The following is a 12,578-nucleotide window of genomic DNA, read 5'->3' as shown; positions in this document are numbered from 1 at the left end:
AAACGACAGCGACCGACGGGCCAGCTATCTGTCGGGCGGGCCTAGCTATTGTCGGCGACCGCCGCCAGCGCGGCGGTGAACCCGGCAATGTTCCCCTTGGTCAGTCCGGCGATATTTATACGCCCGCTGCCCGCCATGTATACCGCGTGCTCCTCGCGCAGGCGGCGGATCTGATCGCCGTCCAGCTTCAGCATGCCGAATAGTCCGTTCTGCGTGCCCAGCGGTGCGAGGTCGAGCCCGCCGACCTCGTTGTCTGCAGCGGCCAGCCGCTCGCGCACCGCGCGCAACCGGCTGCGCATATCCGCCAGCTCGTCCAGCCAGAGATCGGTCAGCTCGGGGTCTCGCAGAATCTCGCGCACGGCCGCTCCGCCGTGGTCGGGGGGCATGGACCAGGTCGCGCGGGCCAGGGCGTTCGCGTTCGAAAGGATCGTGCTCATTTCCGACGGGGTTTTGGCCAGCACGTAGAACGCACCGACCCGATCGCGATAGAGCCCGAAATTCTTGTCGCAACTATACGCCACCAGCGCCTCGGGCACCGCATCGATCACGCTGCGCAAACCCGCCGCGTCTTCTTCGATGCCCTCGCCCAGCCCTTGATAGGCGACGTCAATCACCGGAAGCATCGGACTGTCGGCCAATCGCCGGGCGATTTCCTCCCAACCTTCGGCCGTATAATCGATGCCGGTGGGGTTGTGACAGCAACCATGGAGCAGCAGCGCGTCGCCTTCTCTGGCATCGTCGATGACTGCCAGAACAGCATCGCGGTCTGCCTGCCCATCGCTGCGGGCGTGGGCAAACGGTACGACCTCGAGCCCCAGATCGGCGAGGATCTGCGCGTGGTTTGGCCAGCTGGGCGTACCCAGGAACACGCGGCTCACGCCCGCCTGGCGCGCCAGCGCGAAGGCAAGCCGCACCGCGCCGGTGCCGCCAGGGGTCTGCATACCCTCGATCCGGCCGCCGCGCGTCGCATTCTCGCCGAAGATGTAGGGCATCAGCGCATGAACGAAGCCCATATCGCCTTCCGGCCCAAGATAGGCCTTCGAATCCTGACTCTCGACGAGCCGACGCTCGGCATGCTTTATGGCGGCGAAGACCGGCGTCGCGCCCTCGTCGGTGCGATAGACGCCCACGCCCAGGTCGATCTTGTCCTCCCGCTCGTCGGCGGCGAACATCTTGATCAGCGCGAGCAGCGCGTCGGGCGATTGGGCTTGCAGGCGGTCGAGCATGGGGCGGGCCATGCCGGTCCCGCGTCCCGCTCGCAAGCCGAAAATCGGCGCGGCCCGTCGGCCTGCGTCGTTCAGCGCCCCGTCGGTGTCAGAACGGCAGCCAGCGCTGCTTCTTGGAAAACTTCATGTAGCCGGCATTGATGCCCAGCCGAAGCCCGGCCCCGACGCGGATCGGGATCAGCACGACGTCGCCCTTGCGCATATAGCTCGCGGTCAGCCCGCCGATGACATAGGCTTGGCCCTCCCCGGCCGGAAAGCGCTCGTAGAGATCTTCGGAATCGTAGAGATTATAGACCAGGATGAAGGTATTGCCCGCGTTCGCACCCGCGTCGAACCCGATCGATGGACCTGTCCAATAGACCGGCTTTTGCCCTTCCACCTTGTGGAACAACGTGCCCGAGCCATAGCGCGCGCCGAAGATGAACGCGCCGCTGGCCTCACGCCCCACAATGTAGGCATTGGGTTCCCCCTGCTTCGCCAGCAGGTCCTGGATCATTCGGGCGACGCCTTCCGCCCCCTTCCCGAACAACCCCTCCGCCGCGCCGATCAGGTCGTCGGATTTGTAGGTGTCCGAAGGCTCGGCCGCCGCGCGGCTCGCTTGCGCCTCCGCGGTAGCGGGCGCTTCGCTCGCGGGCACCGAAGTAGCGGGTGCGGTAGAAGAGGGATCGGACCAGTTCGGCGCGACCTCCTCGTCCGACGCGGTGCCCGTGTTCGTCGGCGGGGCGGGCTCGCCATAGACCGGCGGCTCGCCCGGCTGTTCCTCCAGGTCGGCATCGATCGCGCTCGGATCGACCGTCTCCATCTGCTGCGCCGCTGCAGGCGCGGCGATCACCATCGTACCTGCCGCCACGGCAACAAGGGCCCGTGCCCACAATGCTGCGATCGCTTTCATAATTCTTCCCCGTCTTCGGGTCCGCGACGAACCCGCCATATGTCGCCAGATGAGCCCCTGCCCGCTGAAGCAACAATGAATGCGCGACGAACCGAATCCAAAACAAGCCGGAATGCAACCGTCGCGGGCTCAAAGACAACGCGTCGCAAGCCCCGTGTCGATCCCCTTGCCCAGCGCGGACACCCTCGCTATAGCGCCGCCCCTAGCCGCCGCGCGTGTGATACGGAGACGTGGGTGAGTGGCTGAAACCAGTTCCCTGCTAAGGAACCATACCCTTTCCGGGTATCGAGGGTTCGAATCCCTCCGTCTCCGCCACCATGCATTGATTTAATTGGTATTTTTTCAAGATCGTGCGCCGGTTCCCATAACCGTTCCCCGATAGGCCCGGCGCTTGAGGTGAACGCGAGCGGCTGGATTCGCTCAATCGGCGCGCACCTCAACAATTCTCATCAGGTGCGTGGCAATCGTCCGCAATGCCAATCGGGCAGCCATGCCGGTGCCAGCCGTGGAAGCTGGAAACAACTACACACCCTACGCGACAAATCGCGGCCGGAAATGGCGGAATTGTGCGGGTTTCCGAAAGTGGCAGCTTCTCAATCAAAAATGATTTGCCGCCAAAATGTGACCCGAATTTGATTGGCTCCGCTGAAATATCGCTGAAATGCTGGGCTTTCTGCGCAGCCGGTGACACATTTCGCGCCAATCAGATTCAATTCGCTACTGGCGGACGTGGGGGACAGGATGGCCATTCGATCTTGGCTGCAAAAGATGGTTGTGGGGCAAGGCGCGGCGCAATCGGACAAAGCGACATCTGCCGACGATGCCCTCAAGGCCAGACCGAATAAGGATGAGGCAATCGCCTATGCGTTGAAGCTGTCCGGCCTCGTAAATGAACAGCCGGGCACGCTTGCATTCTATCGAGCTACCTTTGCCGATCACCCCAGCCGGTTCGTCACCTATGACGATCTTCGGAAACAAGGCGATTTGCTGGACAGGGACTCGCTCAAGGCGCTGGGCCTTCGCGCCAATGTGAAGCTGTCCGCGCAGTTTCTGGCGACCTTGAATGAGCTGGGCCGCGCCGATCCACTTGGAGCGGCTAGCGTCATCGGGCTTGCCGTATCGACCGCCCTCTGCACCCTGCGCGATCTTGTCAAGATGCAGTCGGCTGGAATGGATAGCGCCAAGTTGCTCGCATCGAACATGGCGGCTGGTCCGTGCGACTCTGCCGCGAAACTGGACGGGCAGGTTATGCCGATTGGCGATTGCCCAATTTTGCCGCTCAGGGGATGCTCCCATCCGGGCCAGTGTGCCTGTCTTTATCAGGCGCAATTCACTCCTTTGGACGATCTCTAGCCGCCTTCCCGCACCAGCCGCGCAATCGCCTTGACGTATCGCACCGCCTCCAGCGTTTTGGCTGAATAGCCGCCATGCTTGCGGGCATTCTGATTGCCCCTAGGCGCGCCGGGGTTCGTCCCGCCGTGCATCCTGCACCGCCTCCGCCCTTTCACGGCTGGGGATTGGCACTCCGTTCCCCTGCGCGTCATGGCCAAGCAACGCGGGGCCGTTGCCAGAATTTCCGGCTCCATGGCATTGATCCTCATTTTTCGCTGTTCCTCCCCCCTGATTGACGTTCTCGGCAATGACGGCCTGCCCGCCCCGGTTATCCACGTGGATATGCTTCACGACCTGTTCCCCGCCCCGGCGCATCCGGGCCAGCGTATCCATTTGCCGCTGAGAGGTACTCAGCAGCTTCGTGGCGAGGTTTCCGAACGTCTGCGCGGTTGGCACCCATTCTGCCGATCCAAGCTGGCTCAGCGCCCGGATTGCCGCGTCATGGGTGCAGTACATCTGCACCAGCAACAGCGCCTCGGCCTGATCCTGGGGCTTCATGCTTTCGATGAATGACAGCGCCGCATTGTAGCGCGCTTCATTGTCCGCCCCGACCGAGCCGAGATATTTGAGCAGTTCGTTTGCGCGCGCATTCACCGGATCAATCGAATTGGCCGAAAAGGTTTCGTATAATTTTAGCAGCGCCAGCATTTCGCTCTTGCCCACCGGGGCGATGCTCCATCCGCCAGCGGGCTTACGGGTCAGTTTCACCTTGGCCGGATCGCCGCGCTTGCGATAATCGCGGATTAGCCGCAACAATTCGACCCGCTCGTCCTTGTCGAGCTTTCCCCAATCGGGAACATCCTTCGCCAGAATACGATTGGCCTCGTCCTCGCTATCCGTATCGGGAAACGGGATCGTCACAGACCGCTCTTGCGGCTGGCCACCAGCCTTACCCTTGCGCGCCGGTTGCTTGCGTTTCGCCTTGCTCGTTTCAGTCATAATTCCCGCACCTTCAAATTTGATCCTCGCCAGCATTCACCCGCACCACACCACCACCTCACCCCCTATAAAGGGGGTGGTGGTGTGGGCAGGTTCGTCACGGGTCCGCGCCCGCACCTTCCGCACTTTCCGCACCACACGTTGCAAGGTGCGGACGGGAGCCTATTTCGCTGGCGTCCACGGGGTTTCCGACGATTACGAAAGGCACTTCCCGGCCATTGATCGCGCGATGCTCCACAGCCAGCGCGCCGTTGCGCTTCCACGTCCTAATGATGGCCTTGATGCGGCCCTTGTCAGTGTCGGCGGACAGGCCAGCCACACTGGCGACAAGGTGGCCAACCCAATCCTTGGCCTGCACGCTCTCCCGCCAGTCACCAGCCGCAAGCCGTTGCTGGACGGTGTAAAGGTGCCACGTTGTCAGGCCATGGAACACGTCCGGCTTTTCCCAGAGCGTGGCCACACCGACAAAATCGGATGGCTCCAGCCCTTCGCCATTGTCGAGGCTCTGGCTTTCCAGCTTGATCCATGTGGCGGCATCGGGAGGCGCGCGGTTGGCCTTGCCGGTGTCGATGCGCACCAGCGAGCGGCGCAATGCCGGGTCCGCAATGCCCAGTTCCTCGGCTTCCTTGTCGCCCATGGGATTGAGCGGGAGCACAACGCGGGCAGCATCGCGCAAAGCTACCGCGCCGCGACCGTCCTCTGCCGTCACCTCGCGCCCGCCCAGCTTGCGGGTATGGTGCACCAGCACGACCGCGCAGCCGGTTTCCTGAGCCAGCCGCTTCCACCGTTTGGCGATGGCGTCGATTGCCTCGTTCGAGCTTTCGCGCACGGCATGGCTCGACACGAAAGGATCGACGATTACCGTTGCGATGCGCCGCTCGCGGATCGTCGCGGCGAGCTGGGCAAACACGTCCTCTGCCAGCGTGAAGCCGTCCCGGTCCTCGCTTGCCGTGCAGAGCGGCTGGACCAGCCCGCTATCGAGGTGGAGCCGGTCCCCGCAATCATCGGGGCCAATGCCATGATAGGCGCAAGCAGCGGACAATTGCCGCTCCAGTTCGTCAGTGCCGTCCTCAAGGTTGAAGATCCACACCGCTTGCGGCCCGCGATGCAGGGGCTTGCCCAAAAGCGGCTGTCCGCTGGCGAGACACAGCGCAATCGTGTTGCCGATCGTGCTCTTGCCGGTGCCGCCCGGTGCGATGATCGCGGTCACTTCGCCGCGCAGCAGCCAATGGCCCATGAGCCATTGCCGCCGTGGCAGTGAAGCGGGATCGGGCCAGCGGTAAGGCGTGGCGCGCAAGGTGGATTGCCCATTGATGCGCGCCCGCGCTTCGTCCGGCTGGAGCGCGGCAAAATCCATCGGCTGGGGTGCGGTTGCTGCCATCCTCATGCCCCCAGCCGCGCCGCTTGGATGCGCCCGGCAACATCGCCGCGCGGAATGTCCGCAAAATCGGCGCTGGACTCCGCTGGGCACGTTTCTGGCCTTGGGGTGGCCACAACCCCGCGAACAGCTTGAGCGGCCTTTCTGGCGACTCCTAAGCCGATATTATCGGCAAGGTGCCGGTCATCGTCCGCCGCAAGGATCAGTTCACGGCTGGGGAACAGCTTGCGCATGGCCCGCGCCACGGGTTCGAGGTTGCGCGCTGACATGGCAGCGGCAACGCCAAAGCCGGTTGCCGAATGGACAGCCGCCATGGTGGCGAAGCCTTCCCCGATCACCAGCGGGCCAGCCGATGGCCTGCCATCAAGCATGTGCACGCCATGGGGCCAGAACAGGCCAGCCGTGCGGGCATCCTTGCCGAACAGCTTGAAGCCATCAGGCCGGATGCGCTGGACGTTCCAAAGGCGAAAGGCGGGATCGACCATCGGCACCAGCAAATCGCGGCTCGACTGCCGAATGCCGAACGGCTCCAGTGCCTTGGCGACAAGGTAGGGGTGCGCGGGATCGGCGCGGCTGGCATTGGCCCATAGGTCCGCCGCGCACCGTGCCGCCGCTTGCTCAGCCTCCAGACGCTCGCGCTTGCGCGCAAGTTCGGCCTGCCGGATCGAGCGCCGTTCCTGCATAGATAACGTGCGCGCGTGCGCGGAATGCGCAAGAAACCCGTCCGCGCGCAGCATTTCCTTCACTGCCAGCGCGTCGGCCTGAGTGCCATTGTAACACGCGACAAGGCAGCCATCGGGAGCGTGCGCGCTGGCCTTGATCGCTGTCCCCCTGTCGCGGGCAGAATGGCCCGGTGTCGGGATCAGCGCATTGCCTTTGCACACCTTGCCGCCATAGTGGCGCGCTATCGCTTCAATATCGACGATCACAGCGCGGCCCTCCCTTTACTGGTAAGCCTGAGCACGGATGCGCTCTTGCCGCTGGGGTTGCGCCGCCGCGCGCCGGTCGGTTCGATCAGGCCCATGGCGCGCAGTTCCGAAAAGCGCGGCTGGAGCGATTCCCGCGTGACGCCGGATATTGCCACGGCCTCCAAGGGGGTTGCCTCCCCCAGCCGTGCCAGCGAGCGCATGGCAAGGCGGCGAAGGTGCGAGACGGTCGGGGCGATAGCCTCGGCAGCGTCCTGGCTCGTGCCGTCCGGTCCCTTTGCGCCGGGAACGTCGGGATAGCGCTCAGCCATGGCTTATGCCTCCCTCTGCCAGCCGTGCGAGAAACCGTTCGCCAAGGTGCAGCGCGATCAGCGGCGGGATTGCTTGCGGGGGCGAAGCGGGAGGGGTAAGGGGATCACGGAACCAGCCGCCACAGCTATTCCGCGATGCCCGCGCCTCAACCGCGCGGGTTTCGCTTATCTGGGGCATGGCTCATGCCTCCCCCGCGATAAGCGCGTGCAGGCTCTCTGCCGGAATGACCGTGCGCCCGCCAATGCGGACGGCCCTTAGGCGGTTGGCAGCAATGTGCGCGTAGAGCGTCGTCCGCCCCAGACTGGACGCCTTGCAGGCTTCCTTGATGGAATAGGCGATCTTGGGGGGATCGTTCGTGTCAGTGTGCATTCGGGTTGCTCCCCATGCCACTGGCGGGGTGCCAGCGTTCGTGGGGCAACCAATTAGGCCGGGTCCGTTCGGCGTTGAATCGGGGGAATGCGGTCTAGCCGGGGGATTGTGAAAATCCCCCCTCCCAGAGCGGAGCAATCATGCGCTCGATATGGCGAGTGTCGCGTGGCTTTCCCGTTCTGGGGTTGGGCGGAAGCTCTGCTACGATTGAGACCGCCGCCGACCCTTTGGAGAGGTTCGGTTGCTCGCTCAGCATTGCTCCAGCCTTCGCCATAATTGCAGCATGATCGAGCTGGCGATTAGCGGGGACAATCCCCCCGCCCGCGCCAGCCGGTCCGTGCTCCGAAGCTGGAAATACTCGCATAACCTCCGCCGACGCAAACAGCGGTTGAGGATCGAGATCGAGCCAATCGCCCCCCGTTGCTCTCGCGCCGATCCCGACAAATTCCTCAGCCCGCATTTGCCGCCCTTGGCCATTCTGGCGAGCCATGGGACGGACCTCCCCAGAGAGAATTTTCTCCAGAAAATCGCGCCCGGCATGGGCAAGAAAAGTGCCATCGGGCCACGCAGCGCGGCGGGTTTCCATAAATGCTTTGCCTTCATCGCTTTCGGCAACTTGGGATTCGCAAATGGCTTGAACGATGTAGGGCCGATACTCGCGCGGCTCGTCAGTTTCGAGGTTGCCGATATATTCGACATAGGAGGGGATGCGCCTGGCAACCCATGCGAGCGCCTGATTGATGCTCCACCATGGCGCGATATTGGCGGGATCGTCGCGGTTGAAGGTATGCGCCACGCGGAAATGGTCGCTTTCTGAAACGTGGGCTTTTTGCGGGCGAAACTCGCGCAACAGGTCCGCCCGGTTGACGCCCACCTCAATGAAGGAATCTGGCCTTCCTCCCCGGCGGTTCCCCCGCAGCTCAACGATTTTGGATTGCCGCCATTGCCACAACCCGTCCCCGTGCTTCAGCTCCTCATTCACGTAATTGAATTGTTGAAAATCCGCGAATTTGATCGGCTCGATTGCAGCGGTCAGCAAGGTCCGCTTGTCGTCCCGATGACTTTCCCGATATTTCCCCTCCATGGCGATGCGCCCGGCTCGGCCCCGTTCTATGAGCTGCGCCAGCGCGGCCTTAATGCCCTCTTGCGGATCGTGCTCTCCATATTGGTCCAGTGTAAGAACCTCGTGGAGTTGATCGCTGTCCATCGAGACGCCGAAAGCAACCCAGCTCAGCGCGTGGGAAAGCGTGACGAATTGGCCCTCTGGCGGCAACAACGGTTCGTCGGCTGGCGGGGCGGGATTGGCCCAGTCGATGCCATAGCGCACCGCCCATAATTCGGACATGTATTGCCGCCAGTCGGTTTCCTTCACCCAAAGCGGGCTTTCCGCCAATCCGGCATTATCGAGGCGTCGATTGTCCGGCTGATAGGTTCCCGATTTGAAGGTTGCGAATGTCAGCTCCTTCAGTTCGTAACGATCAATCTTCGCCTCGCCGTGGGGGCCGTTGGTCCATAACTGCAAATTGTCGTTCGTGACCGCACCGCGCAGCGCGACAAGCGCAATGTCTCTGCTTCCGCAACGATGCATGTAAGCTTCGGGCTTTGACTCATTCAGAGCGATGGCGCGATAATCGAACGCCCAATACCTCTCGTCGCCTTTCAATGGCGGTCGCGAGGCAATCGCCTCGCTCAGTTCATTGAAGCAGTCGTTCAGCCGCTTGGCGTCGGAGACAGCTAGGCCGGTATTCTTGCGCTTTACCAAATCCGCCTCCCAAGCGACACCCAAAGTGAGGCGGGGAAGCGCGTGGGATGCGCGCTTATCGGCTGGCCGGCCTATCCCCGCCCGCATTCTATGGCCTCATACGGCAGCTTGCCAGCCGCATTCGGAAACCATCCTCATGTTCGCCGTATGTTGTCGATAGCTGACTTCCGAACTGCTTTGGCTTGAGTTAGGATCGTCAGTCCAAATTTCGGAGACGATATGAAAAGAACTGCTTTTGCGTGTCTTGGGGCGCTGGCCGTTTCGGCGTGCGGCAGCCAAGTCAACTGCGATGATCCAGATGTTCTGGCTAAAGTCGACAATCGCTTTCTACAGACCGACTCCATTGTCACTCTTTCCCGCGACGAATCAACGGGCAATCTGAAGTGTCACGGGAAGATCGTCGGCGCTCTTGCCTACGATGGGCTTGATTATACGGTCATGCGCACAGCGTCTGGTGAACTGGTTGTCGAGACGCAAATGACGGGCAGAATCATGTAGCAATAACTTTAGAGAGCGGGCGTGCGTGAGATCTATGCGACGTCCGGCTTTCTGATCGGCATCACTTTGGCACCAGCCGCGCGTTCGTGGGCGCAATAGGTTGCCCAATCATCCATGAGCCGCCGCCGCTTGTCGAACAGGTCGCCGCGCCGATAGGCCCGCTCCACCTTGTTTTCGATGGTGTGGGCCAGCGCCATTTCGGCAACCTCATGGGCATAGCCGGTGCATTCGGCTGCCCAGTCGCGGAAGCCCGAACGGAAGCCGTGCACGGTCGCATCAACCTTCATTCGGCGCATGAGCATTCCCATGGCCATGCCGGACAGCTTGCCTCCCTTCGCGCCGGGGAACAGATATTCGCTGCCAAGCGGCTGGAGGCTTTTAAGGATGGCAACCGCGCGCGGGGATAGCGGCACGCGATGCTCTTTCGCAGCCTTCATGCGGTCGGCTGGGATCGTCCAAACGGCCTTGTCCAGATCGACCTCTGCCCAAGTCGCTCCGATTACCTCTCCGGAGCGCGCAGTGGTGAGGATCGTAAATTCCAGCGCCAGCCCCGCCACGGCCTCTCGCGCGCGTAGTGTCTTCACGAATGCGGGAATTACTTCGTAGGGAAGCGCCTTGTGATGTCCCCGCGACAGCCGGGTACGGGCGGGCAGGATTTGCGCAAGGTGGCCGCGCCAGCGCGCCGGGTTCTCCCCTTGCCGATAGCCGCGCGCCTTGGCGCTATCGAGAACGGTTTCAATCCGCCCCCGGATGCGGCTGGCAGTCTCGGCTTTCCCTTTCCAGATAGGCTCAAGAATTTTCAGGACGTGCGCCGTCTCGACCTCGGCAACCGGCAAATTCCCGATCACCGGATAAACGTAGGTGTCTAGCGTGTTGCGCCATTGCTGGCGATGCTTGGGATTGCGCCAGCTTTCCTCGTTCGCGGCGATATAGGCCGCTGCAACGTCCCTGAACGTGGTTCCGGCCACCTTGGCAGCCTGAGCCGCCGCTAGCGCCTCAGCGGCCTCCCGGTCGCGTTCCTCCAGCGGATCAATGCCCGCCTTGACCTTGAGGCGCAGCGCCGCCGCTTCGTCCCGCGCATCGGCAAGAGACATTCCGCCCAGTCCAGCCGCGCCAAGGCCAACGTCGCGCGACTTACCGTTGAGCATGAAGCGATAAACCCATGAGCGCGCCCCGCTCGGCTTCACCAGCAAGTGCAGCCCGGCTCCGTCCGCGTGGCGGCCCGGCTTGGCATTCTTCACCGCGAGAGGGGTTAGCGCGTTGCTCAGCTTTCTCGGCATTTCGGCTCCCTGTGAGGGAATCGAACCTGCCAGCGCCCTGCCATCTTGGCGGAAATAGCAACCGTTCCCATAACCGTTCCCCGATAATAGCGCGGCTTTATGGGAACGCAATCGAACACGTGCGGACAACTTGCTCGCTCTGAACGCGCCAACACTATGGGTTTCTGCGGTTTTGGAGGATCAATCCGAACGCATTGGGTCGCTAGTATGGGGGACTCCGTCTCCGCCACTACCCTGTTCCCCACGATCCACCGATGACCGAGAAAAGCCAAGGTTTCCTGCGGCTTACGAGGTGATTCGGGTCCCCATGCGTCCCTTCCGATCCGGCGCCGTCCGATTGGATTTGTGGGAACAAGTGTGGGAGACTTTAGCGGTCATGGGACGTCTTTCAGCAAGCGCGGTGAAAGCCGCTACTCGGCCAGGCAGACTCGGCGATGGCGACGGTTTGTACCTCGTTGTGAAGCCGTCAGGGACCAAGAGCTGGATGGTGCGGGTGCAGAAGAGCGGTACGCGCCGCGACTTCGGACTGGGAAGCGCGTCGAAAGTGTCGCTGGCGATCGCCAGGGAACGTGCACGAGAGATTCGCACCTGGGTCGAGCTCGGGCTCGATCCGCTATTCGAGCGCCGGAAGGCGCAAGGCATACCCACGTTCCGCGAGGCGACCGCGAAGGTGCTGGCGCAGCATCGTTCGACCTGGCGCAACGAGAAGCACGAGCAGCAATGGATCAGGACGCTGGAGGCTTACGCGTTCCCACACATCGGGAACGTGCAGGTGAACGAGATTACCGGTCCGATGATCCGGAACGTGCTGGCCGAGATCTGGCTGGTCAAGCCAGAGACCGCGCGCCGTGTGCGCCAACGGATTGGGACCGTGCTCGATTGGGCCTACGCATCGGGGTATCGGGATAGCGAAGCCCCGATGCGCGCGATCAGCAAGGGACTTCCCCGCCAGCCCAAGAAGGAGGGGCACTACGCGGCGATGCCCTTTGCCGATGTACCGAAGTTCATTCCCAGGTTGCGCGAGCGCGAGAGCTACAGCCGCCTGGCGCTGGAGTTCGCGATCCTGACCGCGGCGCGGTCGGGCGAAGTGCGGCACGCGGTGTTCGACGAGTTCGACCTCGAAGCCAAGCTCTGGACCATTCCACCCGAGCGGATGAAGGCGAACCGCGAGCATGTGGTACCGCTTTGCGAGCGGGCGGTGCGGATCGTCGAGCGCTGCGCCGAACTGCGCATCCGCGATTTGCCGCTGGTGTTTCCCGGCCAGCGGCTGAGAAAGCCGATGTCCGACATGACCCTGACTAAGCTCCTTCGCGAGATGAAAGAGACCTGCACCGTGCACGGGTTCCGGTCGGCTTTTCGCGACTGGGTCAGCGAGGAGACCAGCCACCAGGGCGAGGTTGCCGAAGCAGCGCTCGCCCATGCGGTGAAGGACAAGACGGAGGCCGCGTACCGGCGCGGCAATCTGTTGGAGAAGCGGCGCGCCTTGATGGCCGACTGGGCCGATTATCTCCGGACCGGCAAATGAGGCGCCCTGCGCCATCCCGCGCGCGGCTCCTTGCGCTTGTGGTGAGCGCCGTCTCCGCGCGCAGGCTCAGTTGCAGGTG

At 62.9% G+C, this 12,578-nt stretch carries 13 protein-coding genes and 1 tRNA gene; 4 read left to right on the top strand and 10 right to left on the bottom strand.

The genetic code is table 11. The features are described from left to right. Window positions 1-41: 41 nt before the first annotated feature. Both F7D01_RS10705 and F7D01_RS10700 read right to left on the bottom strand, forming a co-directional pair. The gene (locus F7D01_RS10705; RefSeq protein WP_215227552.1) at window positions 42-1,226 is read right to left on the bottom strand and encodes an aromatic amino acid transaminase; all 1,185 of its coding nucleotides are present in this window, start codon (window positions 1,224-1,226) and stop codon (window positions 42-44) included. Window positions 1,227-1,314: 88 nt separating this feature from the next. Then, window positions 1,315-2,118, bottom strand: coding sequence for a DUF1134 domain-containing protein (locus F7D01_RS10700; RefSeq protein ID WP_215227551.1), 804 nt, complete (start codon window positions 2,116-2,118; stop codon window positions 1,315-1,317). 224 nt (window positions 2,119-2,342) lie between these two features. Between F7D01_RS10700 and F7D01_RS10695 the strand changes: the two genes are divergently transcribed. Together F7D01_RS10695 and F7D01_RS10690 are read left to right on the top strand one after the other, a co-directional pair. Then, window positions 2,343-2,433, top strand: a tRNA-Ser gene (locus F7D01_RS10695). Between the two features lie 426 nt (window positions 2,434-2,859). After that, window positions 2,860-3,471: a hypothetical protein gene (locus F7D01_RS10690; protein WP_215227550.1), complete on the top strand. Its 612-nt coding sequence runs from the start codon at window positions 2,860-2,862 to the stop codon at window positions 3,469-3,471. Here F7D01_RS10690 and F7D01_RS15570 read toward each other — a convergent pair. The 7 genes from F7D01_RS15570 to F7D01_RS10660 form a co-directional block, all read right to left on the bottom strand. Then, on the bottom strand, window positions 3,468-3,662 hold the full coding sequence (locus F7D01_RS15570; RefSeq protein WP_371819597.1) for an HGGxSTG domain-containing protein: 195 nt from the start codon (window positions 3,660-3,662) through the stop codon (window positions 3,468-3,470). The two genes, F7D01_RS10690 and F7D01_RS15570, sit on opposite strands and share 4 nt — an antisense overlap. Further along, window positions 3,571-4,449 carry a hypothetical protein gene (locus F7D01_RS10685; RefSeq protein ID WP_215227549.1) on the bottom strand — a complete coding sequence of 293 codons (879 nt, stop codon included), beginning with the start codon at window positions 4,447-4,449 and terminating at the stop codon, window positions 3,571-3,573. The genes F7D01_RS15570 and F7D01_RS10685 overlap by 92 nt, the downstream gene beginning before the upstream one ends. Before the next feature lie 97 nt (window positions 4,450-4,546). Beyond that, window positions 4,547-5,830 carry an AAA family ATPase gene (locus F7D01_RS10680; protein ID WP_215227548.1) on the bottom strand — a complete coding sequence of 428 codons (1,284 nt, stop codon included), beginning with the start codon at window positions 5,828-5,830 and terminating at the stop codon, window positions 4,547-4,549. Window positions 5,831-5,832: 2 nt separating this feature from the next. After that, the gene (locus F7D01_RS10675) at window positions 5,833-6,756 is read right to left on the bottom strand and encodes a toprim domain-containing protein (RefSeq protein WP_215227547.1); all 924 of its coding nucleotides are present in this window, start codon (window positions 6,754-6,756) and stop codon (window positions 5,833-5,835) included. Beyond that, a complete protein-coding gene (locus F7D01_RS10670; RefSeq protein ID WP_215227546.1) occupies window positions 6,753-7,064 on the bottom strand; it encodes a MarR family winged helix-turn-helix transcriptional regulator in 312 nt (103 codons plus the stop codon). The genes F7D01_RS10675 and F7D01_RS10670 overlap by 4 nt, the downstream gene beginning before the upstream one ends. 181 nt (window positions 7,065-7,245) lie before the next feature. Next, window positions 7,246-7,434 (bottom strand): helix-turn-helix domain-containing protein, encoded by a 189-nt coding sequence (locus F7D01_RS10665; RefSeq protein ID WP_215227545.1) that lies wholly within the window; start codon window positions 7,432-7,434, stop codon window positions 7,246-7,248. Between the two features lie 94 nt (window positions 7,435-7,528). Beyond that, a complete protein-coding gene (locus F7D01_RS10660; RefSeq protein WP_215227544.1) occupies window positions 7,529-9,196 on the bottom strand; it encodes a hypothetical protein in 1,668 nt (555 codons plus the stop codon). 219 nt (window positions 9,197-9,415) lie between these two features. On the opposite strand from F7D01_RS10660, the gene F7D01_RS10655 reads away from it, so the two are divergent. Continuing rightward, entirely contained in the window at window positions 9,416-9,694 is a 279-nt protein-coding gene (locus F7D01_RS10655; protein WP_215227543.1) for a hypothetical protein, read from the top strand. Between the two features lie 32 nt (window positions 9,695-9,726). Here the strand turns inward: F7D01_RS10655 and F7D01_RS10650 are convergent, their stop codons facing one another. After that, complete coding sequence (locus tag F7D01_RS10650) at window positions 9,727-10,974, bottom strand: site-specific integrase (RefSeq protein ID WP_215227542.1); 1,248 nt, start codon at window positions 10,972-10,974, stop codon at window positions 9,727-9,729. A gap of 376 nt (window positions 10,975-11,350) precedes the next feature. Between F7D01_RS10650 and F7D01_RS10645 the strand changes: the two genes are divergently transcribed. Continuing rightward, on the top strand, window positions 11,351-12,499 hold the full coding sequence (locus F7D01_RS10645) for an integrase arm-type DNA-binding domain-containing protein (protein WP_215227541.1): 1,149 nt from the start codon (window positions 11,351-11,353) through the stop codon (window positions 12,497-12,499). Window positions 12,500-12,578 lie beyond the last annotated feature (79 nt).

Source organism: Erythrobacter sp. 3-20A1M (genome assembly GCF_018636735.1).
In the GTDB taxonomy this organism is placed as follows: domain Bacteria; phylum Pseudomonadota; class Alphaproteobacteria; order Sphingomonadales; family Sphingomonadaceae; genus Alteriqipengyuania.
This window is presented reverse-complemented; position numbering and strand designations above follow the sequence as displayed.

What these genes read in the sequence shown, in the direction of transcription:
- F7D01_RS10705 (WP_215227552.1), bottom strand. Translation starts at nt 1,226, where the DNA reads ATGCTCGACCGCCTGCAAGCCCAATCGCCCGACGCGCTGCTCGCGCTG.
- F7D01_RS10700 (WP_215227551.1), bottom strand. Translation starts at nt 2,118, where the DNA reads ATGAAAGCGATCGCAGCATTGTGGGCACGGGCCCTTGTTGCCGTGGCG.
- F7D01_RS10690 (WP_215227550.1), top strand. Translation starts at nt 2,860, where the DNA reads ATGGCCATTCGATCTTGGCTGCAAAAGATGGTTGTGGGGCAAGGCGCG.
- F7D01_RS15570 (WP_371819597.1), bottom strand. Translation starts at nt 3,662, where the DNA reads ATGACGCGCAGGGGAACGGAGTGCCAATCCCCAGCCGTGAAAGGGCGG.
- F7D01_RS10685 (WP_215227549.1), bottom strand. Translation starts at nt 4,449, where the DNA reads ATGACTGAAACGAGCAAGGCGAAACGCAAGCAACCGGCGCGCAAGGGT.
- F7D01_RS10680 (WP_215227548.1), bottom strand. Translation starts at nt 5,830, where the DNA reads ATGGCAGCAACCGCACCCCAGCCGATGGATTTTGCCGCGCTCCAGCCG.
- F7D01_RS10670 (WP_215227546.1), bottom strand. Translation starts at nt 7,064, where the DNA reads ATGGCTGAGCGCTATCCCGACGTTCCCGGCGCAAAGGGACCGGACGGC.
- F7D01_RS10665 (WP_215227545.1), bottom strand. Translation starts at nt 7,434, where the DNA reads ATGCACACTGACACGAACGATCCCCCCAAGATCGCCTATTCCATCAAG.
- F7D01_RS10655 (WP_215227543.1), top strand. Translation starts at nt 9,416, where the DNA reads ATGAAAAGAACTGCTTTTGCGTGTCTTGGGGCGCTGGCCGTTTCGGCG.
- F7D01_RS10650 (WP_215227542.1), bottom strand. Translation starts at nt 10,974, where the DNA reads ATGCCGAGAAAGCTGAGCAACGCGCTAACCCCTCTCGCGGTGAAGAAT.
- F7D01_RS10645 (WP_215227541.1), top strand. Translation starts at nt 11,351, where the DNA reads ATGGGACGTCTTTCAGCAAGCGCGGTGAAAGCCGCTACTCGGCCAGGC.